Below are 22,019 nucleotides of genomic sequence, written 5' to 3'. Positions count from 1 at the left end.
GGGGAGGCTCGGCACTTCCGCAGCAGGGTAGTGGGCGCGGGCCGCTCAGCACGGCCGTCACCGGCAAATCGAGGGTTTTCCCTCACCCTTTCCTTCGCGTTCCCCGCCCTTTACCCGCGCTGTGACGGCAGCACCGTGACGAACAGCACCGGGCACCCCGCCCTCGCGGGGTGCCCGGTGCTGTCATGGGACCGCCTGGCGTCAGCCGTGCTTGGCGCGGCTCGCGGCGCGGGCGCGCTCGCGGGCGTCCAGGTTCACCTTGCGGATGCGCACGGCCTCCGGGGTGACCTCGACGCACTCGTCGTCACGGCAGAACTCCAGGGACTGCTCCAGCGACAGCTTGCGCGGCGGGACGATGGACTCCGTCACGTCGGCCGTCGACGACCGCATGTTGGTGAGCTTCTTCTCCTTGGTGATGTTGACGTCCATGTCGTCGGAGCGGGAGTTCTCACCGACGATCATGCCCTCGTACACCTCGGTGCCCGGCTCCACGAAGAGCACGCCGCGCTCCTGGAGGTTGGTCATCGCGAAGGCGGTGACCGCGCCGGAGCGGTCGGCGACCAGGGAGCCGTTGTTGCGGGTCTGGAGCGTGCCGAACCAGGGCTCGAAGCCCTCGTGGATGGAGTGGGCGATGCCCGTGCCGCGGGTCTGCGTCAGGAACTCCGTGCGGAAGCCGATGAGGCCCCGGGAGGGCACGACGAACTCCATGCGGACCCAGCCGGAGCCGTGGTTGGACATGTTGTCCATGCGGCCCTTGCGGACGCCCATGAGCTGCGTGACGGCGCCCATGTGCTCCTCGGGCACGTCGATCGTCATGCGCTCGACCGGCTCGTAGACCTTGCCGTCGACGTCCTTGGTGACCACCTGCGGCTTGCCCACGGTCAGCTCGTAGCCCTCGCGGCGCATGGTCTCGACGAGGATGGCCAGCGCCAGCTCGCCGCGGCCCTGCACCTCCCAGGCGTCCGGCCGCTCGGTGTCGAGCACGCGGAGGCTGACGTTACCGATCAGCTCGCGGTCCAGACGGTCCTTGACCTGGCGGGCGGTGACCTTGCGGTCCTTGACGGCCGCCTTGTTGTCGGCGCCCTTGCCGGTGGCGCCGCGGCCGACCAGCGGGGAGGTGTTGGTTCCGATGACCATGGAGATCGCCGGCTCGTCGACGGTGATCAGCGGCAGCGCGACCGGGTTCTCCGGGTCGGCCAGGGTCTCGCCGATCATGATGTCCGGGATGCCGGCGACGGCGCAGATGTCACCGGGGCCGGCCTTCTCGGCGGGCTTGCGGGTCAGCGCCTCGGTCATCATCAGCTCGCTGATGCGGACGTTGGTGACGGACCCGTCGCGCTTCATCCACGCGACCGTCTGGCCCTTCTTCAGCTCGCCCTGCTGGACGCGCAGCAGCGCGATACGGCCGAGGAAGTTGTCGGCGTCCAGGTTCGTGACGTGCGCCTGGAGCGGGGCCGACTCGTCGTAGGTCGGGGCCGGGATGTGCTCCAGGATCGTGGAGAAGAACGGCTCCAGGCTGGTGGAGTCGGACGGGACCGTGCCGTCCTCGGGCTTGGTGAGGGACGCGATGCCGTCACGGCCGCAGGCGTAGACGATCGGGAACTCGATCTGGTCCTCGTCGGCGTCCAGGTCGAGGAAGAGGTCGTACGTCTCGTTGACGACCTCGTCGATCCGGGAGTCGGGGCGGTCCGTCTTGTTGATGCAGAGGATGACGGGCAGCCGCTGCTGGAGCGCCTTGCGCAGCACGAAGCGGGTCTGCGGGAGCGGGCCCTCGGAGGCGTCCACGAGCAGGACGACGCCGTCGACCATCGACAGACCGCGCTCGACCTCGCCGCCGAAGTCGGCGTGGCCGGGGGTGTCGATGATGTTGATGGTGATCGGGTCCCCGCCGTCCTTGGGGTGGTACTTCACCGCCGTGTTCTTGGCGAGGATCGTGATGCCCTTCTCACGCTCCAGGTCGTTCGAGTCCATCATGCGGTCGTCGACCGAGTCGAGCTGGTGGGCGGCGAAGGCGCCGGCCTGCTTCAGCATGCCGTCGACGATGGTGGTCTTGCCGTGGTCGACGTGGGCGACGATGGCGACGTTGCGGATGTCGTGGCGCGTGGCCATAAGAAGGCGTACTCCCGGAGTGTGAGGAATGCCCTGCGCGTACGTCGGTGGTGCGCGGGCCCTGCCGGGCTCAACATGCCACGGCCTCACCCCATGGTACGGGTGCGCGGCCGCTGGGGTTAGCCGGGATACGTCGGTGCAGTTCAGGGCCTTGTCATGAGGTTCTCGGCGTCGGTGCCGGGGCCTGCTGGGGGCTGCCGCCCCCAGACCCCGCTTCGGCCCTGAACGGGCCTCGTCCTCAAGCGCCGGACGGGCTAGGAGCGCCAGACATGGCCCGTTCGCAGGCCTGCCGGGCGGCCTCGCGGGCCAGGGGCGAGTCCGGGCGTTCGTCGCAGTCGGCCAGTCCCGCGAGGTCGACCGTCCAGTTCCGGGCGTGGCCGGAGACGGTCCTGCCGTCGGGGCAGGTGTAGCGGAAGTCCGCCGACACCTCCCGCACACCGGCGTACTGGTAGAACTCGCCCGCCGCGTGCGGCGTGACGCGGTCCTGGTCGAGCCTCGGGGCCGGCTGCCTGACGTCGGTGAACGCCCAGGTGTCCCCGCCCGCCTGGGCCAGGGTGGGCGCGTCGGAGTCGATCTCCCCGGTCTTCTTGCCGAGGGAGAAGAGGATCTCCGCGGCGGACGGGGCCGGTCCCTCGGCGCGTACCGAGGGGCTCGGGGTGTACACCCGCCGTACCGGGTTCCGCAGGGCGCCGCCGCCCGCGCCGAGCCGCTCCGGGTCGGAGATCCCGGTCAGCCGGTCCCGCGTGGTGACGTGGGACCAGGTGAAGACGCCGTCCGCGCAGGCCTTTGCCACCGCCCCGCTGGTCTCGCGGTGCGTGCCGTCGCCGTCGGTCTCCGCCGTGCACGCCGCCATCCCCGCCACCAGCACCCCGATGACCAGCCCGGCCGCGCAGGCCCGCCCCACCGTGCCGCGCATCCGCCGACTCCCGTCCCCCGGGTGCGGACGCCCGGCGCCCGCACCATGATCACTGCCGCGTTCATGGTGCGGGCGCCGGGCGGGAACGGCAAGGGAGCTACCGGGTCACTGGTCCTTCGCCGAGGGGCCCGACGCCGGCTTCGCGCCCTTCTTCAGGAAGCCCATGTCCTCGAAGACCGGCGTGCCGAAGCCGAAGGCGCCGGTGTTGACCAGGTTCTTGCGGGCCGCCATGAGCTGGGGGCGCTGGAAGAGGGGGATGGAGCCGGCCGCGGCCCAGATGCGGGAGTCGGCCTTGCGGATCAGGGAGCGGGACTCGCCCTCGTCGAGGGTGGCCACGGCCTGGTCGAAGAGCTGGTCGACCTGGTCGGTGCCGACGCGGGTGTAGTTCTGCTCGATGCTGAGGGAGCCGTCGGCGGCCGGGACCGGCTTGGCGTAGACGGGGCGGGCGTCGGTGGCGGGGAAGGCCGTCGCGGGCCAGGAGTACAGGGCGAGGTCGTACTGGCCGGACGCGATGTGGTCCTTGAAGTAGGACTCGTCGGCGACCTTGGAGATCTCCGTGCGGATGCCGACGCGCTCCAGCATGCGGGAGATGCGGTCGGCGATCGTGCGCAGCGTCTGGGAGCCGGGCCCGGAGGGCAGCACGAAGCGGAGGGTGAGGGCCTTGCCGTTCTTGGCGAGCGGGGCGGCCTCGCGGTTCGCCGGGGCGGCGGTGCCCTGGGGGGCGTACGCGCCGGGGGCGCCTCCGTGGTGCGGGTGCTTGTACTGCTTGCCGTCCTGGGCGAGGTGGTCGGCGGGGTCCGGACCGCGGCGGGCCTTGTCGTCCTCGCCGACGATGTACGTGCCGTCGTCGTCCGACGCGTCGCCGGAGGAGCCGGAGGCCTTCTCGCCCTCGGGGCCGGCCGCCTTCTCCTCTTTCTTCTTCTGCTCCTTGACGGGGCCGCCGCGCACCCAGCCGGCGTCGGCGAGCAGGGCCTGCGCCTCCTTGGTGTCCTGGCCGCCGAGGGCGCCGCTGTTGTCGGCGTAGTGGGCCTGGCCGGACAGGGCCAGGTGGCTGCCGACCGGGACGGCGGGCAGGCCGAGGGGCTTGAGGACGGCCTCGGCCAGCTCCTTGCGGTCCAGGGCGCGGGCGACGGCCCGGCGGACGCGCTCGTCGGCGAGGGGGCCCTCGGCGCCGTTCAGGGCGAGCTGGGTGAAGGCCGGTTCCAGGGACTTGCGGACCTCGAAGCCGCGCAGGGCCTGCTGCTGCCGGGCGTACTTGGCGGCCGCCTTGCGCAGCTTCCTGCGGGCGACGGTCTCCTCGTCGGCGGCGTCCTCGTCGGAGCCGTTGGCGACGGCCCAGGAGCGCAGGTCGTCGGCGGCGGTGCGGTCGGCGCCCGGGCCCATCAGCGGGCTGCTGGTGCTCTGCGGGCGGGCGGCGACGGTGATGCGGCGGGCCGCCGAGGGGTCGATCTCGGCCAGGTCGAGGGTGCCGGCGGCCAGCTCGGAGGCCCGCTTGTCGCGCGGGACGGTGCGCAGCACGATCTCGGAGAGCTTGGCGGGCTCGCCCCACCAGCGCGGGTTGCGGGCGAGGGTGATCTCCTCGTCCTTGGTGTCGACCTCCTTCACCGTGAAGGGTCCGGCGGTGACCTTGAGCTTCTTGCGGGCCCCGTCGTTGAAGGAGTCCGGGGTGCCCATGACGTCCTTCGGGTACAGCGGGGAGAACAGCGAGCGCCAGTCGGCGTAGGGGCGGCTGAAGGTGACCCGGACCTCCAGGGCGTTGTCCCCGCGTTCGATCTTCTGGATGCGGTCGTAGCCGGCGTTGCGGGCGGTCCAGTAGGCGGTGTCCTTGCCGGACAGGGCGCGCCACTGGGCGGCGAAGTCGGCGGCGCCGATCTCCCGGCCGTCGCTCCAGACGGCCTGCTGGTTGAGCTTGTACAGCACGACCTGCTTGGGCTCGGTCTCGACGACCTTCGCGGACTCCAGGTAGGCGGGGTTGCGCTCGGGGCGGCCGGAGGCGTTCATCCGGAACATCGACGGCAGGACGGCCTGGGCGACGCGGGTGGTGGTGGCGTCGGCGTCCGACTGGAAGGTGTTCAGCGTGTCGGGCACGGAGTCGACGGCCCAGCGCAGGGTGCCGCCGTCGGCGATCCTGTCGCGGGCGGCGGGCTGGATGTCCTGCCCGGCGAGCGGCTTGCCGGCCGGGTCCTCGGAGCCGCATCCGGCGAGCGCGGGCACCGCGAGCACGCCCGCGGTGAGGAAGGCGACCGAGCGCGTGACCGCACGCGGGCCGACGCCGTGCTGGGACATCTGTGCTACCTCCGGGAAGCCGCGGGCGTTATGATCACTTTTGGCGGTATTTGGAGTTCATCTGATGTATGCGGCCACTGAAGAGGAAAGGGTTCGGCAACACAGGGCGACACGGCGGTCACGGACGGGAAGCCACCCATGCGGACCAACGCACCGCTCGGTGCACCCACACGCCTCGGCCAATCGATGCACATCCCTTCACAGCACAAGGTGTGACGCGCAACACTCGCAGGCGCATGAACGTTGCCGCCTTGGGCCGCGAAGGACCCGTGGAAGTGAGGGCAAGTCATGTCCGTTCACGACGAACTGACGTCAGTCCAGCGCAGCCTCGACGAGCTGTTCCGCTCGCTGGGACGCCTGGAGAAGCAGCTCGGCACCGGCGGCCTGGAGATGCGCCGCGTCCGGGCCGACGCCAACCACCTGCGCGAGAGCGTCGCCCTGCTGCGCGACGCCGCCGCCACGCCTGCCGCGCCGAAGCGCCCCGACCTCGTCACCATCTCGGACGCGCCGTACGACCCGTCGCTGTGGGTCGACTCGGACGACGAGGGGCTCGGCGCCCGGGACCGGCGCGCTCCCTGACCGGGAGGGCGTCGAGCGACCGGCACCTCCCCCCTGAACCCGACCGGAGTCGTCACGTGGCCACTGGTACGGAACCTCCCGCCACCGAACCCCATCCGAGAAGCGGCGGCGTGCGGGCGGGTACGCGCGCCGCGATCGCCGCCCCGCACCTGCGCACCGACCGCTGGTGGCTGGCCCCCGCCGGCACGGTCGCCGGCCTGCTGGCCTTCATCGTCTACTCGACCTGGCGGGCCTTCGCGAACGCCGACTACTACGCGGCGCCGTACGTCTCGCCCTTCTACTCCCCCTGCCTGGCGGAGAACTGCGAGCCGATGAAGGCCGGCCCGAACTGGGAGATCTTCGGCGGCTGGTGGGGGATCTCCCCCGCGATCATCATCCTGATCTTCCCGCTGGGCTTCCGGCTGACCTGCTACTACTACCGCAAGGCCTACTACCGGGGCTTCTGGGCGTCCCCGCCGGCCTGCGCGGTCGCCGAGCCCCACAAGAAGTACACCGGCGAGACCCGCTTCCCGCTGATCCTGCAGAACATCCACCGGTACTTCTTCTACGCCGCGCTCCTCGTCGCCGGCATCCTCACCTACGACACCGTGCTCGCCTTCCGCGACGAGAACTACGCGTGGGGCCACATGGGCCTCGGCACGCTCGTGTTCCTGGTCAACATCGGGCTGATCTGGGCGTACACGATCTCCTGCCACTCCTGCCGGCACATCGTCGGCGGCAAGCTCAAACACTTCTCCAGGCATCCCGTGCGCTACCGGATGTGGCAGTGGGTGGGGAAGCTCAACGCCCGGCACATGCAGCTGGCCTGGGCGTCGCTGGTGAGCGTGGCGCTCGCCGACCTCTACGTCTACCTGCTCGCGTCCGGCGCCTTCGACGATCCGCGGTTCTTCTGATGAGGGGTGCGTTCTGATGTCCGTGGTCGACCGGCAGGAATGGGACGTCGTCGTGGTGGGCGCGGGCGGTGCCGGGCTGCGCGCCGCCATCGAGGCCCGCGAGCGGGGCGCCCGTACGGCCGTGATCTGCAAGTCGCTGTTCGGCAAGGCGCACACGGTGATGGCCGAGGGCGGCATCGCCGCGGCGATGGGCAACGTCAACGCGGGTGACAACTGGCAGGTCCACTTCCGCGACACCATGCGCGGCGGCAAGTTCCTCAACCAGTGGCGGATGGCCGAGCTGCACGCCCAGGAGGCGCCGCAGCGGGTGTGGGAGCTGGAGACCTGGGGCGCGCTGTTCGACCGCACCAAGGACGGCCGGATCTCCCAGCGCAACTTCGGCGGCCACGAGTACCCGCGCCTCGCCCACGTGGGCGACCGCACGGGCCTGGAGCTGATCCGCACCCTCCAGCAGAAGATCGTCTCCCTGCAGCAGGAGGACTTCCGGGAGACCGGCGACTACGAGTCCCGGCTGAAGGTCTTCCAGGAGTGCACGGTCACGCGGGTGCTGAAGGAGGACGGCCGCGTCTCCGGGGTCTTCGGCTACGAGCGCGAGTCGGGCCGCTTCTTCGTGCTGGAGGCACCGGCCGTGGTGATCGCGACCGGCGGCATCGGCAAGTCCTTCAAGGTGACGTCGAACTCCTGGGAGTACACCGGCGACGGCCACGCGCTGGCCCTCCTCGCGGGCGCTCCCCTGCTGAACATGGAGTTCGTGCAGTTCCACCCGACCGGCATGGTCTGGCCGCCGTCGGTGAAGGGCATCCTCGTCACCGAGTCGGTGCGCGGTGACGGCGGGGTGCTGCGCAACTCCGAGGGCAAGCGGTTCATGTTCGACTACATCCCCGACGTCTTCAAGGACAAGTACGCCGAGACGGAGGAGGAGGCCGACCGCTGGTACGACGACCCGGACCACAACCGGCGTCCCCCCGAGCTGCTCCCCCGCGACGAGGTCGCCCGGGCGATCAACGCCGAGGTGAAGGAGGGCCGCGGCTCCCCGCACGGGGGCGTGTTCCTCGACGTGTCGACGCGAATGCCCGCCGAGGTGATCAAGCGGCGGCTGCCGTCGATGTACCACCAGTTCAAGGAGCTGGCCGACGTCGACATCACGGCGGAGCCCATGGAGGTCGGGCCCACCTGCCACTACGTGATGGGCGGGATCGCGGTCGAGTCCGAGACGGCGGCGGCGCGCGGGGTGCCCGGGCTGTACGCGGCCGGTGAGGTCGCCGGCGGTATGCACGGCTCCAACCGGCTCGGCGGCAACTCCCTGTCCGACCTGCTGGTCTTCGGCCGCCGGGCGGGCTGGCACGCGGCCGAGTACGCGGCGGAACGGTCCGGGGCGCGCCCCGCCGTGGACGACGGGCAGATCGACGCCGCCGCCGCGGAGGCACTGCGGCCCTTCTCGGCCGAGGCGGAGATCGAGGAACCGGCCGGGGGCCCGCCGGAGAACCCGTACACCCTGCACCAGGAACTCCAGCAGACCATGAACGACCTGGTCGGCATCATCCGCCGCGAGACGGAGATGAAGCAGGCCCTGGAGAAGCTGGCCGAGCTGCGCGTGCGGGCGCGCCGGGCCGGGGTCGAGGGGCACCGGCAGTTCAACCCGGGCTGGCACCTCGCCCTGGACCTGCGGAACATGCTGCTGGTCAGCGAGTGCGTGGCGCGGGCCGCGCTGGAGCGCACCGAGTCGCGCGGCGGCCACACGCGGGAGGACCACCCGTCGATGGACCGCAAGTGGCGCCGGATCAACCTGCTCTGCGCGCTCACCGACCCGACGGGCGGCCTGGCGGCGACGGACCCGGTCCGCGGCCAGATCACGCTCACCCGCGAGACCACCGAACCCGTCCGTGCCGACCTGCTCGCCCTGTTCGACAAGGAGGAGCTGGTCAAGTACCTCGCCGAAGAGGAGCTGTACGAATGAGCGGCTATGCGGCCCACTTCAAGGTGTGGCGCGGGGACGTGAGCGGCGGCGGCCTGGAGGACTTCGAGGTCGAGGTCAACGAGGGCGAGGTGGTGCTCGACATCATCCACCGGCTCCAGGCCACCCAGGCGCCCGACCTCGCCGTGCGCTGGAACTGCAAGGCGGGCAAGTGCGGTTCCTGCTCGGCGGAGATCAACGGCCGGCCGCGGCTGATGTGCATGACGCGCATGTCGGTGTTCGACCGCGCGGAGACCATCACGGTCACGCCCCTGCGCGCCTTCCCGGTGATCCGCGACCTGGTCACGGACGTCGGCTTCAACTACCAGAAGGCGAGGGAGGTTCCCGCCTTCGTGCCACCCGCCGGTGTCGCTCCCGGCGAGTACCGGATGATGCAGGAGGACGTGGACCGGCCTCAGGAGTTCCGCAAGTGCATCGAGTGCTTCCTGTGCCAGGACACCTGTCATGTGGTCCGTGACCACGAGGAGAACAAGCAGGCGTTCGCGGGTCCCCGTTTCCTGATGCGGGTGGCGGAGCTGGACATGCACCCGCTGGACGCGGCGGCGGAGAGGGGCCTGGACCGCAAGACCACCGCCCAGGACGAGCACGGCCTGGGGTACTGCAACATCACCAAGTGCTGCACGGAGGTCTGCCCCGAGGGCATCAAGATCACGGACAACGCGCTGATCCCCCTGAAGGAACGGGCGATCGACCGCAAGTACGACCCCCTGGTCTGGCTGGGCTCGAAGATCAGGAGGCGCTCCTCAGCAGGCTGAGCGCCTGCTGGAGGTTGTGTTCCGCGATCTCCCGCATCCGCTCCGGGTGCGGGAAGTCGCCCTCGATGAGGGTCAGCGGACCCGAGACCAGCCCGAGGTGCATCGACAGGCGGTACAGGCGCATGCGGGCCTCGTCCAGGCCCGGGGCCCGCAGGGCGTCGTAGTGCGGGCCGAAGCGGAGCCGGAGGAAGACGTGCTCCTGCTCCACGTCGGAGTACATCAGCCCCTCGATGTCGATGAGGGCGGGCTGCCCGTCGGGCGTGAGCAGGACGTGGTCCGGCCCCAGTTCGCCGTGGACGAGGGTGTGGCGGTCGCGCGGGCGGACCTCGGCGGCCAGGGCGTGGACGGTCTCCTCCAGTTCCCGGCGCACGGCGGCGGCACGGGGCTCGCGGCGGGCCGCTTCGGCGAGGGAGCGCAGGGCGCTCTCGGTGACCCGCTGCTCGCAGGTGGCGGCGTGGGAGGAACCGCCGTCGTCGTCGCCGCCGTCGTCGACGAGGGCGACCTTCCCGAGGCGGGGGCCGGTGTGGGCGTGCAGGGTGGCGAGGAGTTCCGCCATCCGCTCCAGGGCCTGAGGCGCCTTGTGCGGGTCCCGAGCCAGGAGGTCCTCCAGGCTGCCACCGGTCAGGTCCTCGACGACGGCCGCGTCCGCCGGGAGGTGCGTGTGCGTGGCGTCGGCGTACAGGAGGCGCGGGGTGCGGACGCCGGCGGCGGCCAGCCGGTCGTGGGCCGCCCGGAACAGGTCCAGGCCCGTGCCGTGGGAGAAGGGGTCGCGGGGGTCGGGGTCCGGCTGGTCCCAGTAGTCCTCGTCGGCCGACCAGACGTAGGCGACGGCCGTGGAGTCGTCGTCGAGGAACAGACGGTAGACGCCCTTCTTGGTGCCGCCGCGCAGGCGCTCGACGCCGGTGAGGGTACGGCCGGGGGCGAGGGCGGCGCGGGCGAGGGGGGCGAGGTCGGCGCGGGTGAGGGGGCGTCGGGGGTGAGGGTGGCGGCCGTCGTTGCTCGCGGTTGGAGTCACCGCACCCAGTCTTCCTTGTACGCCCGCCAGTCCGCCTCGGTCGCGGCGAAGTCGATGTACAGGGCGACGCCGAAGCGGGCCCGGTCGGCGTCCGTGCGGGACAGGCCCAGCCGGACGCCCCGGACGGCGGCGGGCACGGTCTCGGCGTGGCCCCAGTGGTCGAAGTTGCTCTCGTAGTAGAAGGGCAGGCCCATCAGCAGGTCGGTGGAGGCCGGAGTGACCTCCAGGGCGAGGGAGGTCTGCTGGGCGACGTAGCCGCCGTAGGTGCCCTCCAGCGGCTGCGCGGTGTCGTACGTCATCACGGCGATCTGGTCGACGCGGCGGGCGACCTGGCCGAAGAACTCCTGCGACCACCACTTGGGGTTCTCGGTGAAGAGACCGAACACGGTGTGCAGGTTCGGGAGCGGGTCGATCTGGTGGGCGGCCACGGAGAGCTGCGCGTCCCGGGAGCGGGTCTCGCGGCGCAGGGCGTCGAGCAGGGTGAGGAAGGCGCGGTTGCCGGACGGCATGGGCTCCAGGTCGAGGTGGATGCCCTCGTAGCCGGTGTCCAGGACCTGTCGGGCGGAACGCAGCACGGCGGCGCGGGTCTTGGGGTCCTCCACGCGCATGCCCTCGGCGCTCTCGGTCGCCAGGACGTCACCGAGGAAGGCCTGGACGCGGACGCCGGGGAGTTTCTCGTGGACGGCGTCGATGAACCAGCGGGCTCTCGGATAGACCGACTTGGGAAGCGTGCCGTCGTGTTCGAGGGGGCCCGAGTGGACGTACAGGTCACGAATGCCGGTTCCTTGCAGGCGGCGGGCCAGGGCGGTGACGTCGGCGTCCTTCTTACGGCCGTCGACCCAGGCGTGGCCGAGCCACAGGGCGTCGCGGTTGCGGGTGTGGGTGCCCTGTGCGGGGTCGCCGGTGTAGTTGATGTAGAGGGCGGTTTCGGCGGTGATGAGGGGGAGGAGGGCGATGAGCAGGGTTAAGGCTGCGCGTCTGAGCCAGCGGCGGTGGCGGGGTCTGGGGGCGGGGTCGGGGTCGGTTTCAGGTTGGGCTTGGGGCTCCGGCCCGGCGTGCGATTCAGCAGGGTCGTTGTCGTTCCGGGTCGTACCCTCCGTGCGGTCCATGCCGTCTCCCTCGTCGATCTCGCAGTGGTGACAGGGGTGACGAGTGGGAACGGGAGTTCGGTTGCGGTTCGAGGCGTTGTCGTAGTTGATCCGACACGCGAACCACGCGCCGCCGCCCTTGCCGTCCTTGCCGTCCTGCGCGACGGGAGTCCCTGATGACAGACGTGCAGCGCATGGACATCGACGCCCCCGAAGTCGACATGGACGACTCGGGGCGCTTGTACTACCAAAGCCAACCCTTCACCGGCGAGGTGACCGAACACCTCGGCGAGAGCCTCGTCAGCCTCGACAACTACGTCGACGGGTACAAGAACGGACCGTCCCGCGAGTGGTACGAGGACGGCACCCTTCGCTCCGAGGGAACACTGCGGGAGGGCCGGCCCGTCGGTGAGTTCAAAGAATGGCATTCCAATGGTGTGCTTGCTGCGCGCCAAGTGTTCGCCGAGAACGGGATGACGCTCTTGGCGGATTCAGCCTGGGATGGACACGGTCGACCGACCCGGGCCTGGCGGAAGGGCACGTGAAGGAGAGCAAGTGATCACCCGTATCCCCCGCGCTCTTGTCGACGCCCTCACCTGGCACAAGGAGTACTCAGCGGCGAGGGCCTGGTCGCCCTCGGCCCGCTCGCCATCGCCTGCATGGCCTACGACGCCGACATGCCCGTCGAAGTCGAGTCCGAGTACCTCCCGCGGGCCCTCCTGACGGTCCTGGGTGGGCGAGTCGACACGTGAGAGGCAGGTTGACGAGCCACGCGCGTTCGGTTGCGTGTGCGGGTTCCGTAACGGGTCACAGACCCCACCCGCACCCCTTCGTATGATGATCCGACTGACTGAAGCTCAGAGGGACTCGGTCCGGAGCAAGCGGCAACAGGCGTACGGGGGTTGGGAAACGTGATCCAGCCGGAGAAGATCCCGCAGTTCACCGGGAATCTGGAGCAGCTGGAGACGGACTACGCGGACCTGAAGAAGGACGCGGGTCACGTCCGGGAGGCGGGCGGTGACATCCACTCCCGTTTCCAGGGCTTGTCGGCGTTCTACCACGCTCCGGAGGCGGAGCAGTTGTTCGCGACGACGAAGCCGGTCAAGGAGAAGGCGGACGCCTTCGCCGACGACCTGGAGAAGGTCTCGGGCGCGCTGTCGTCATACGCCACCGAAATCCGTCCGCTGGTGGCGAAGCTGAAGCAGTTGAAGGCGGACGCGGCGGCTTTTGTCTCGTCGGTCAAGGACGATGACGAGTGGGAGTACGACGAGGACAAGGTCGACGAGCACAACAAGCTGCGCGATGACATCACCGCGACGGTCGCGGCGTTCTGGGCGGCGGAGCGGACCTGCCACAACAAGATCACCGCGTTGTGGGGCGGGACGCAGATGGTGGCCGGGGACGGTTCGGACAAGAAGAACCAGTACGGCTTCAACGCCGAGGACATGAAGAACGCCAAACTCCCCTGGGGTGACCCGGTGGAGGAGAAGCACAAGTGGTACGAGGTCGGCCACTGGGTGAAGTCGTTCGTGTGGGACGGGCTGATCGTCGACGGTATCTGGGGCACGATCAAGGGCCTGGGCACCCTGGTCGGCTTCGGCGGCTGGGAAGCGATGGGCCAGGCATGGAAGGGCCTGGCCCAGCTCGCCACCGGCCTGGCCATCACCGCGATCCCCGGAGCGCAGGCGTGGTTCTGGACGGCGTCGGACAAGGACATGCCCTCCTGGCTGCGTGACTCGCGCACGGCGATGAAGGAGACCGGCAAGGCGCTGGTGGCCTGGGATCAGTGGGGCAAGAATCCCGCCCGGGCGGCGGGTGCGGTCACCTTCAACGTGCTGACGACGGTCTTCACCGGCGGCGCGGGTGCGGCGGCGTCGGGTGCGGGCAAGGCGGGTGCGGTGGCGAAGGCGTTGTCGGTGGCGGGCAAGGCGGGCCGGGTGATCGACCCGATGACCTACATCGCCAAGGGCGCGGGCGCGGGCCTGTCGAAGATCGGCGACATCACCAAGGGCCTCAAGGGCGTCGGCAACATCGACATCCCCGCCCTGCCCGAGAACGCCGTCACCCTGCCCGAAGGCACGGTCAAGCTTCCCGACGGCACGGTGCAACTGCCCGAGGGCGCGGCCCTGCCGGACGGCGCGACGAAACTGCCCGACGGCAACGTCCGACTGCCCGACGACGCCCCGGTCCTGCCCGAGGGCACCACGAAACTCCCCACCGAGGACGGCGCCCCGGCCCGCTACTACGACCCGGACGGCAACATCCTCGACGAGCACGGCAACGTCCTGCAGAAATCCGCCGACGGCCCCGGCGACGTCGTCGACCAGCCCCACATGCCGGACACGGGCTCGCCTGCCTCCGGTGCGGACACCCCACGCGTGGACTCCCCGGCCCAGCAGCCGGCCCTGGTCACCGCGGGAGCCCACACCGTCGAAGGCGCCGGCCAGCACATCCGCCTGGGCAACAGCCTCGACGATGCCCTCGGCGACATCGGCCGAACCGGCGACGAAGGGGCCACTCCGGGGGTCCACGCCGAGGGCCCAGGCAGCATCACCGACAATGCCCCGGGCGGCCTGGCCAACAACCTGCCGACCAACAGTGTGGACAGCGGGGTTCCCAGCACCAGTCTGGGCAACGACTTGCCGGGCGGCCCAGGCGATCACATCTCATCCAACAGCTTGGACAACACCGCGCCCGGAGCCGCGAACACCGCGCTGCGTCCTGGGAGTCTCGGCGGTTCGATATCCACAGGCGCCCTCCACGATCTGGCCACCAGGTTCGGCGACGACAGCCTCGGCGACATCGGACGCGGGGCCGACGACCTGGGCGATGGGGGAAGGGTCGGCGACGAGGCGGGCACCACTGCGCCTCAGACGGACGAGAGCTCCAGAGCCGCCGACGAATCGCATGCGGCGCGGACGCCCGAAGAACAACAGAAGATCATCGACGACCAGATCCACAAGGCCAACACCAACCCGGACTGGTTCAAGGAGTACTACCGCTCAGACGGCCACCGGCACAGCACCGATCTGGTCGACGAGAACGGCGACTACCTGCCTGTCCTCGCCAAGGATGCGGACGGCAACTGGATCGCGCGGGACTCCATGCCTTCCAAGCAGCCGCCCGCCAGGCTGGACCCGGTTCCCATCAGCACCGACTCCCTCAGCAATGCCCAGATCGACCATCTGGACAATGTGGCGAAGGATCGTCATGTCGCCATGGAGCTCACGGCCGCCGAGAAGGCAGCCAAGTCGCATCCGGCCGATACAGCACTGCAGGACTCCCTGGCCGAGGCCCAGAAGGCGTACGATCAGCGGCTTGCCGGTACGCCCAACAACAGCGCCATCGCCGAGCGCCTGGGCGAGGAGGCTGCCCGCATCCATGTCATCCCGGAACGGTTCCCGGACTACACGCCGGTCACGCTACCGAAGACGCCCAACGGCGCGAACATGTTTGACCAGTTGTACAAGCGTGAAGACGGCAGCTATCTGATCGTCGAGGCGAAGGCGCCGAAGAGCGACCTGATCTGGCGCCAGGGGGCTGGCCCAGCGAAGGGCTGGATGGTCCGGCAGGGCACGTCGGAGTATGTCCACACGATCATCGCCGAGATGATGAGCCGCAAGGGAGCGGACGTCCGCATAGCGGGAGAACTCCTGCGGGCGTGGAAGGATGGGAAGCTGGACTACGTCCTGGTCAAGGCCAACGAAAACACCGGCAGCTACGCCGGGGCCGCCTTGGAACAGTTCCCGATCAGCAACAGGTTCAACTAGAGGAGAGCGTCAGTGGTCACGACCGTTCCCCGCCACGAGTACCCAACGGACGACGTGCCGGACACTCTCGACGCCCTCGGCGAGACCACAAACTGGATCCTTGCCGAGTTCGCTGAATCACCCGTCCTGCGCCCTCAGGCACTGAGCACGGCGCTCACTCTGGCGCAGCAGCGCTGTGCGGTGGACCCCCAGGCCGTCAGGTTCGAGACCTGGGAGGCTTGGGTCACGGCCATGCAGACCGGGTCCGCGCTCTTTGCCGCGGCAACCGCCCCCGAGGGCGCCAGCATCACATGCCGGATCAAGGAGCAGGAGCAGACGCTCCCCGCGACCGGCCCCGAGTCCTACCTGAACGCAGGAACGTGGGTCACTGCCTTCTACCTCGCGATGATCTGCCGTGACAATGACCGCCTGCACCGGCTGGCCGAGGTGCCCATCTCCTTCCTGCGCGAGTCCGGCGCGGTGTTCGACGAGTACATCTATTCCTGGGTGGAGGCGCTGCAGAGCTTCTGGCTGGGCCGCCCGGACGTGGGCGACAAGCTGATTGCGGCAGTCGACGGCACCGGCCCGGAAGCGCTGCGGTACGCCGACGCGGATCTGATGTCGAAGATCCTGTATCCGCCAATGATTCTGCTCTACCGCGTCATCCGCCGCGACCCTGCGGAGTTCAACAAGGCCCTGGCCGATGCCCTGCGGTGGCACAAGGCGTACTGGACTGCTGACCTGGACCGCGCCACCAGCGCCGACGGTCTCGTCGCCCTCGGCCCACTGGCCATGGCATGCCTCGCCCGCGACCAGGGCATCACCGTGGAAATCGAGTCCGAGTACCTGCCCAAGGCTCTCTTGGAGTATGCCTGGATCGGCGAGATCGAATACTGAACAGACGTTCAAGACCTGGGGCCTTTTCGAGCGGTTCGGGTGGAACGTCAGGCGGCACGCCGACCTCTTCCGTTGTGTGGGTGCCCACGCCGACCAGGGCAGGTTCGTGGGCCGGGAGTCCACGTGCGGTACGTCCGCGCCGGAGGCCTGGTCGCAAGACGATCCACACCAACATCGTTGACCAGCCCGACAACGGCACGACGGTGAAGCAGGGAACCATCGAGTATGTCCGCACGATTCATTCCGAACTCCTCCGAGGCGTACGCGTTGGTCTCGACGGTCTCCCGTCACCACTTCCCCTCGGGGAACGCGGAAGCAGGCCTCGCCGTCCTTCAGCGAAACGCCCAGGAGGAGATCGACGGACTGGAGGCGGACTCGACCAGTCTTGGCGATGCCCTGGGTACGACTCTCACCCTGGCGGAAGCGCACTGCCTCATGGATCCACGGGCAGCGATCTATCCCACGTGGGACGCCTGGGTCACAGCCATGCAGGTCGGCTCGGCCGTGTTCGCTGCCGCGACGGCGACCGAGGAATACGTGCAGTGCCGCATCGCCCACAAGGACCGCGCCCTACAGGCCACAGGCCAGCAGTGGTATGTGCACCCCGGGACCTGGATCACAGCCTTCTACCTGGCGGTAATTTGCCGGGAGAAGGACAGGATCACAGCCCTGTGCCAGGTCCCCGTGTCCCTGCTCCGCGAGAACGGTTCACGCTTCGAGGAGTACGACTACGCCTGGATCGATACCCTTCAGACCTACTGGCTCGGAGGTCAGGACCTCGTCCCCAAGCTGGTCTCCGCGGTCGACGGCACCGATCCGGAGACGGTTGCCGACCCGGAAACGGTGGGCAAACTGGTGTACCCGCCGATGGAGATGTTCCATCGCTTCATCCGCAAGGATCACGAGGGCTTCAATCGCGCTCTGACCCAGGCACTCGAACTGCACAAGCAATATTGGAGCGAGGAGGACCGGGCCGTCAGCATCTCGGGGCTCGTGGCCTTGGCCCCACTCGCCATGACCTGCCTCGCCCATGACGCAGGCATCCCTGTCGAGGTCGAGTCCGAGTACCTGCCCGCGGTTCTCATCGGCCGCAATTGGTGCGGTGAGTTCCCCACCTGATGTGGCCCTCACCATCGGCCGACATGGGGCACCCGTCCCTCGTCCACAAGCCGGGCCAACGCACGCGGAGCAGGCAGTCCGAGGAGAGCAAGTGGTCACCCGCATTCCCCGCCATGAGTTCCGCGCGGACAACGCGGCCGAGCTCATGGCACCCATCATCAAGAGCACCAAGGACGTACTCGACCACGTCGAGACCTCGGAGGACGACCGATACGACGCACTGCCAGTCACACTCACTCTGGCGAAGTGGCGCTGTCTGACGGATCCCACAGCAGGTGAGTTCCCGGCCTGGGAGTCCTGGGTCACCGCCATGCAGATCGGCTGCGGGCTCTTCGCCGCCGGCACGGCAACCGAGGGCACCGTGCCGTGCCGCGTCTGCAGCACGGGTGAGGTCAAGCACCTGCCCGCCACCGGCCCACAGGACTATCTCCACGCGGGCAACTGGCTCACTTCCTTCTACCTGGCCGTGATCTGCCGCGAGAACGACCGGGTCAACCAACTGGCCCAGGTACCCGTCTCCTTCCTGCGTGAGTCGGGCGCGGAGTTCGACGAGTACATCTACGCCTGGGTGGAGACTCTCCAGAACTTCTGGTTCGGGCGACAGGAAACCTGGGACACACTGATCACTGCTATCGACGGCACGACCCCCGAAGCCGCCGTGATCGCCGGCCCGGAACTGATGCTGAAGATCCTCTATCCGCCTCTCGAACTCTTCCACCGCTACCTGCGCCGGGAGACCGAGCAGTTCAACACCGCTCTTGTCGACGCCCTCACCTGCCACAAGGAGTACTGGACGGCCAACGAAGCACGCTCCCTCAGCGGCGAGGGCCTGGTCGCCCTCGGTCCGCTCGCCATCGCCTGCATGGCCTACGACGCCGACATGCCCGTCGAAGTCGAGTCCGAGTACCTCCCGCGGGCCCTCCTGCGGCGGTCCTGGGTGGGCGAGTACGACACCTGAGGAGCACGCCGAGCGAGACGGGCTCCCGCTACGTGCTGGACTCGAGCATCTCCGCCAGTACAAGCGAAAACACTGGCAGCTGACCGGGCACCTTGTGGGTGCCCACGCCGACCAGGGCAGGGTCGTGGGCCGGGAGTCCAGGTGCGGTACGTCCGCGCCGGAGGCCTGGTCGCAGGACGATCCACAGCAACATCGTTGACCAGCCCGACAACGCCACGACGGTGAAGCAGGGAACCATCGAGTATGTCCGCACGATTCGTTCCGAACGTTTCCGAGGCGTACGCGTTGGTCTCGACGGTCTCCCGTCACCACTTCCCCACGGGGAACGCGGAAGCAGGTCTCGCCGTCCTTCAGCGAAACGCCCAGGAGGAGAACGAGGGGCTGGAGGCGGACTCGACCAGTCTTGGCGATGCCCTGGGTACCACTCTCACCCTGGCGGAAGCGCACTGCCTCATGGATCAACGGGCGCCCGTCGGCGACTCGAAGGGATTCGACCAGTTCTGGGTATCCTGGGGCCGAGCTCAAGCACTTCAAGATCTTCCAAGGACAGACGCGTTGGTCTCGATCATTCCCCGCCCTCCGTTGCCCACGGGGAACGCGGAAGAGGGTCTCGCAGTGCTCCAGGAGAACGCTCGGCAGCTGATCGCCGGGCTGGAGGAACGCTCCATGAGGCTGGGCGACGCCCAGCGTGTCACGCTCACCCTGGCTCAGTCGCGTTGCCTGATCGATCCCCGGGCGGCGGAGTTCCCCTCGTGGGACGCCTGGGTCACGGCCATGCAGGTCGGCTCCGCGGTCTTCGCGGCGGCGGCCACGACGGACGACCAGGTGCAGTGCCGCATCGCGCACAAGGACCTCACTCTGCAGGCCACCGGTCCGCAGTGGTACGTGAATCCCGGCAGTTGGCTTTCCGCGTTCTACCTGGCCGTGATCTGCCGTGAGAGGGACAAGATCACCGCTCTGTGCCAGGTCCCGCTCTCTCTTCTGCGGGAGCACGGCGGGCAGTTCGAGGAGTATCACTACGCCTGGATCGACACCATCCAGACGTACTGGCGCGGTGGCCCGGACCTGGGGCCGAAGCTCGTCGCCGCGGTCGACGGCACCGAGCCGGAGGCTGTCGCGGACCCGGAAACAGTGAGCAAGCTGCTGTATCCGCCGATGGAGGTCTTCCACCGCTTCATCCGCAAGGACCCCGAGACCTTCGACCAGGCGCTGGCCCGGGCGCTCGAACTGCACAAGCAGTACTGGAGCGAGGAGGACCGCGCCTTCCAGGCCTCGGGTCTCGTCGCCCTGGCCCCGCTCGCCTTGGCCTGCTCCGCCCACGACGCGGGCCTGCCCGTCGAGGTGGAGTCCGAGTACCTGCCCGCTGTGCTCATCAGCCGCAAATGGTGTGGTGAGTTTCCCACCTGACTCGCGGCCAGTTCAGGTTGGTGCCCTACGGCAGGTGCCGGGAAGCATTCTGTTCTGCCTTCCGCAGTGGCACCTTGACCAGCGTTCCCGACCTGTTGACCAAGAGTTCGGGGATCTCGTCCTCGTAGAACCGCACTTGGCCGATCACTCCGTCGGTCCTCGCGTTGAAGGCGAGCATCTCCGCCAGGGCGACCAGGTCGGGCAGGAGTTCCGCGTGGATCTCCTGGCGGGCCGTCAGGGACCAGTGGTGGGGGCCGCGGTGGAGGTCGCCGGTCAGCAGTCCGCCGATGTGTGCCGCCGGGCCCCGGTCCGCGAGCAGGGGGACGAAGTCCGGCCAGTCCACCTCGTCGCTGTCGTCGTCCGCGCTGTCGGCCTCCAGGTGACGGCGGAGGTGCGCGAGTACGGCGTCCGGCAGGTTCGGCGACAGGTCGAGGGCCAGGTCAACGGCGAACACGTCACTCATGTGTGGTGAGTCTAGGACCCTGTCTCCTGGACCGGCCCAGGGCCTCTCGAGGGGCGGGCGGAAGCCGGGCGCAGGGACGGGGCACACGCCTCGTAGGGTCGCAGGTATGACACCGGACGACCTCGCCGATTCCGAACTGCCCATGCTCTCCGCCGCACAGGCCACGCACTTGCGCGCACTGGCCGCCCCGCACTACCGGGAGGGACACCAGTACTCCCTCGAGTCCTTGGCGCACACGTGCAGCAGGGCGCCGGAGGAGCACTGGCCCGACCTGGTCGCCGCGCACTTCGACCGCCTGCGACAGGCGAGCCAGGGGGATGAGAGCGCGGAGGAACTGCTCCGGGGTGTGCACGCCCGGTTGCTGCCCGTCGACTCGGTTCCTTCCGAACTCCTCGGTTCCCTGCGCTACGCGCGCGTCGTGGCCGACGGCCTGGTCTTCGCCTACGCCCTGGACGGGCCCACCAGCGTGCGGCTCCTCACCGACCGGGACGTGGAGCGTGCCGGGCTCCAGGCCCTCGGGGAGGCGGCGCGCGCGAACCTGATGCGCGTGCCCGTCCGGCACGAGGAGGTGGGCGTCGAGGGCGGGGCGAGGCTGCGTTCCGTCTACGGGGACTCCCCGTTCGTCGCCGGCCAAGCGCTGTTCCTCGCGGAAGTCGCCTGGAAGGTCGTCGGCGAGAGGCTTCCGGACGCCGGCGCCCTGGTCGTGGTGCCCACACGGCACAACCTGGTGTACCACCCGATCGCCGACGGTTCCGTCGTGGACGCCGTCAACAGCCTTGCCGCGTACGCCCTGGGCGCCCACGAGGACGGTCCGGGCGCGCTGTCCCCGCGGGTCTACTGGTGGCACCGCGGCTCCCTGACCTCGCTCACGGTCATCGATCACGAGACCCTCACCTTCTCCCTGCAGCCGCCGCCGCATCTCCTGGGCCTGATGAAGGGCTTGGTCCATCTCGACCGCGCCGGCCGTCTCGCCACCCGCGCCGCCGCTGAGCCTGCCGGGCTCGAAGAACTCATGCGGGGTGCCGCGGAGTCGATGGACCGCCTCGTGCAGGACCCGGCGACCCTGGCCGACGCGTTCCGCTCCCTCGTGTCGCTCGCCCACGCGCGCTGCGCCTACGACCCGGACGTCGCGCACATCGACACGTGGGACGCGTGGGCCACCGCGACCCGGCTCGGCTCGGCACTGTTCACCGGCGCGCCCGCGCAGGAGTGCCACCTGGGCGAGGACCTCGTCTGGCAGTTGCCCGCCTTCCCCGCCGAACCGCCCGCGGACGCCCGGGGCTGGCTCGACGCCCTCTACCTCGCGATCGTGTGCCGCCAGACGGACCGGATCGGCCGGCTGTGCCGGGTGCCGTCGGAGACGCTGCGCCAGGACGATTCCGTGGACGAGTACGTCCTGCACTGGATCGACACCCTGCGGGCCTACTTCTCGGACGGTCCCAGCATGGATGACGTCGTCGAGAAGCTCGTCGCCACCATCGAGACGTCGGGGCGGGACGGCGTGACCCACGCGCCGACGGAGTTCGTGAACGCGATCGACTACCAGCCCGCCGCCCTCTTCCACCGGCTCATCGCACGTGACCACGACACCTTCGCCAAGGCGCTCGCCGAGGCCGTCGCGGAGCATGGCGGTTACTGGGACGGATCGGCGGCCCCGCGCGCCCGGGTGGCACTCGGGCCGCTCGCGATGGCGAGCCTCGCCTACGACTACGGGTTTCCCGTCGATCCCGCGCAGCCCTGTCTGCCCGCGCACCTGCTCAACCGGCAGCGGCTGGAGGAGTTCTCCTGACGACCGGGGTCGCAGACCCCG

Annotated in this window: 17 protein-coding genes and 1 pseudogene; 12 read left to right on the top strand and 6 right to left on the bottom strand. The window is 69.4% G+C overall.

Translation table 11 applies throughout. The features are described from left to right. Nucleotides 1-201 precede the first annotated feature (201 nt). From typA to C1703_RS26035, 3 genes are all read right to left on the bottom strand, one after another. Nucleotides 202-2,109 (bottom strand): translational GTPase TypA, encoded by a 1,908-nt coding sequence (gene typA, locus C1703_RS26045; RefSeq protein ID WP_114255131.1) that lies wholly within the window; start codon nt 2,107-2,109, stop codon nt 202-204. A 238-nt stretch (nt 2,110-2,347) separates the two neighbouring features. Continuing rightward, nucleotides 2,348-3,025, bottom strand: a complete 678-nt coding sequence (locus tag C1703_RS26040) for a hypothetical protein (protein ID WP_114255130.1) — start codon at nt 3,023-3,025, stop codon at nt 2,348-2,350. A 105-nt stretch (nt 3,026-3,130) separates the two neighbouring features. Further along, nucleotides 3,131-5,311 carry an ABC transporter family substrate-binding protein gene (locus tag C1703_RS26035; RefSeq protein ID WP_114255129.1) on the bottom strand — a complete coding sequence of 727 codons (2,181 nt, stop codon included), beginning with the start codon at nt 5,309-5,311 and terminating at the stop codon, nt 3,131-3,133. A gap of 288 nt (nt 5,312-5,599) precedes the next feature. Between C1703_RS26035 and C1703_RS26030 the strand changes: the two genes are divergently transcribed. From C1703_RS26030 to C1703_RS26015, 4 genes are read left to right on the top strand one after another with little or no spacing between them, the layout of a single operon-like run. Continuing rightward, nucleotides 5,600-5,890: a hypothetical protein gene (locus tag C1703_RS26030; protein ID WP_020277543.1), complete on the top strand. Its 291-nt coding sequence runs from the start codon at nt 5,600-5,602 to the stop codon at nt 5,888-5,890. 56 nt (nt 5,891-5,946) lie between these two features. Then, the gene (locus C1703_RS26025; RefSeq protein WP_114255128.1) at nt 5,947-6,783 is read left to right on the top strand and encodes a hypothetical protein; all 837 of its coding nucleotides are present in this window, start codon (nt 5,947-5,949) and stop codon (nt 6,781-6,783) included. Between the two features lie 16 nt (nt 6,784-6,799). Continuing rightward, nucleotides 6,800-8,740, top strand: coding sequence for a fumarate reductase/succinate dehydrogenase flavoprotein subunit (locus C1703_RS26020; RefSeq protein WP_114255127.1), 1,941 nt, complete (start codon nt 6,800-6,802; stop codon nt 8,738-8,740). Next, on the top strand, nt 8,737-9,513 hold the full coding sequence (locus tag C1703_RS26015; protein WP_114255126.1) for a succinate dehydrogenase/fumarate reductase iron-sulfur subunit: 777 nt from the start codon (nt 8,737-8,739) through the stop codon (nt 9,511-9,513). Before C1703_RS26020 ends, C1703_RS26015 begins: the two co-directional genes overlap by 4 nt. Here C1703_RS26015 and C1703_RS26010 read toward each other — a convergent pair. Further along, nucleotides 9,488-10,528 (bottom strand): aminoglycoside phosphotransferase family protein, encoded by a 1,041-nt coding sequence (locus tag C1703_RS26010; protein WP_114255125.1) that lies wholly within the window; start codon nt 10,526-10,528, stop codon nt 9,488-9,490. The two genes, C1703_RS26015 and C1703_RS26010, sit on opposite strands and share 26 nt — an antisense overlap. After that, nucleotides 10,525-11,637: a glycosyl hydrolase family 18 protein gene (locus C1703_RS26005; RefSeq protein WP_114255124.1), complete on the bottom strand. Its 1,113-nt coding sequence runs from the start codon at nt 11,635-11,637 to the stop codon at nt 10,525-10,527. Before C1703_RS26005 ends, C1703_RS26010 begins: the two co-directional genes overlap by 4 nt. Nucleotides 11,638-11,792: 155 nt before the next feature. Here C1703_RS26005 and C1703_RS26000 point away from each other — a divergent pair, with 155 nt between their 5' ends. From C1703_RS26000 to C1703_RS25970, 7 genes and pseudogenes are all read left to right on the top strand, one after another. Continuing rightward, nucleotides 11,793-12,161 (top strand): hypothetical protein, encoded by a 369-nt coding sequence (locus tag C1703_RS26000; protein ID WP_114255123.1) that lies wholly within the window; start codon nt 11,793-11,795, stop codon nt 12,159-12,161. A 78-nt stretch (nt 12,162-12,239) separates the two neighbouring features. Further along, nucleotides 12,240-12,357 (top strand): annotated as a pseudogene (locus C1703_RS39875) (Imm49 family immunity protein); the annotation flags it as partial. 170 nt (nt 12,358-12,527) lie between these two features. After that, nucleotides 12,528-15,386 carry a hypothetical protein gene (locus C1703_RS25990; RefSeq protein WP_114255122.1) on the top strand — a complete coding sequence of 953 codons (2,859 nt, stop codon included), beginning with the start codon at nt 12,528-12,530 and terminating at the stop codon, nt 15,384-15,386. Between the two features lie 12 nt (nt 15,387-15,398). Continuing rightward, nucleotides 15,399-16,262, top strand: a complete 864-nt coding sequence (locus tag C1703_RS25985) for an immunity 49 family protein (RefSeq protein WP_232840596.1) — start codon at nt 15,399-15,401, stop codon at nt 16,260-16,262. Nucleotides 16,263-16,487: 225 nt separating this feature from the next. After that, complete coding sequence (locus C1703_RS25980; protein ID WP_114255121.1) at nt 16,488-17,381, top strand: immunity 49 family protein; 894 nt, start codon at nt 16,488-16,490, stop codon at nt 17,379-17,381. Between the two features lie 91 nt (nt 17,382-17,472). Further along, a complete protein-coding gene (locus tag C1703_RS25975) occupies nt 17,473-18,339 on the top strand; it encodes an immunity 49 family protein (protein ID WP_232840595.1) in 867 nt (288 codons plus the stop codon). Between the two features lie 615 nt (nt 18,340-18,954). After that, entirely contained in the window at nt 18,955-19,746 is a 792-nt protein-coding gene (locus C1703_RS25970; protein ID WP_114255120.1) for an immunity 49 family protein, read from the top strand. 25 nt (nt 19,747-19,771) lie between these two features. Here C1703_RS25970 and C1703_RS25965 read toward each other — a convergent pair whose 3' ends face one another. Next, the gene (locus tag C1703_RS25965; protein WP_114255119.1) at nt 19,772-20,209 is read right to left on the bottom strand and encodes a hypothetical protein; all 438 of its coding nucleotides are present in this window, start codon (nt 20,207-20,209) and stop codon (nt 19,772-19,774) included. Between the two features lie 106 nt (nt 20,210-20,315). Here C1703_RS25965 and C1703_RS25960 point away from each other — a divergent pair, with 106 nt between their 5' ends. Next, nucleotides 20,316-21,998 carry an immunity 49 family protein gene (locus C1703_RS25960; RefSeq protein ID WP_114255118.1) on the top strand — a complete coding sequence of 561 codons (1,683 nt, stop codon included), beginning with the start codon at nt 20,316-20,318 and terminating at the stop codon, nt 21,996-21,998. The last annotated feature ends 21 nt before the right edge of the window (nt 21,999-22,019 follow it).

Source organism: Streptomyces sp. Go-475, assembly GCF_003330845.1.
Classification (GTDB): Bacteria; Actinomycetota; Actinomycetes; order Streptomycetales; family Streptomycetaceae; genus Streptomyces.
The sequence above is the reverse complement of the archived record's forward strand: the minus strand, read 5'-3'. Positions and strand labels throughout refer to the sequence as shown.

Coding starts and splice junctions, on each gene's coding strand:
- C1703_RS26035 (WP_114255129.1), bottom strand. CDS start 5,311: ATGTCCCAGCACGGCGTCGGCCCGCGTGCGGTCACGCGCTCGGTCGCC.
- C1703_RS26015 (WP_114255126.1), top strand. CDS start 8,737: ATGAGCGGCTATGCGGCCCACTTCAAGGTGTGGCGCGGGGACGTGAGC.
- C1703_RS25965 (WP_114255119.1), bottom strand. CDS start 20,209: ATGAGTGACGTGTTCGCCGTTGACCTGGCCCTCGACCTGTCGCCGAAC.
- C1703_RS26005 (WP_114255124.1), bottom strand. CDS start 11,637: ATGGACCGCACGGAGGGTACGACCCGGAACGACAACGACCCTGCTGAA.
- C1703_RS26030 (WP_020277543.1), top strand. CDS start 5,600: ATGTCCGTTCACGACGAACTGACGTCAGTCCAGCGCAGCCTCGACGAG.
- C1703_RS25980 (WP_114255121.1), top strand. CDS start 16,488: ATGTCCGCACGATTCATTCCGAACTCCTCCGAGGCGTACGCGTTGGTC.
- C1703_RS26040 (WP_114255130.1), bottom strand. CDS start 3,025: ATGCGCGGCACGGTGGGGCGGGCCTGCGCGGCCGGGCTGGTCATCGGG.
- C1703_RS26020 (WP_114255127.1), top strand. CDS start 6,800: ATGTCCGTGGTCGACCGGCAGGAATGGGACGTCGTCGTGGTGGGCGCG.
- C1703_RS26000 (WP_114255123.1), top strand. CDS start 11,793: ATGACAGACGTGCAGCGCATGGACATCGACGCCCCCGAAGTCGACATG.
- C1703_RS25960 (WP_114255118.1), top strand. CDS start 20,316: ATGACACCGGACGACCTCGCCGATTCCGAACTGCCCATGCTCTCCGCC.
- typA (WP_114255131.1), bottom strand. CDS start 2,109: ATGGCCACGCGCCACGACATCCGCAACGTCGCCATCGTCGCCCACGTC.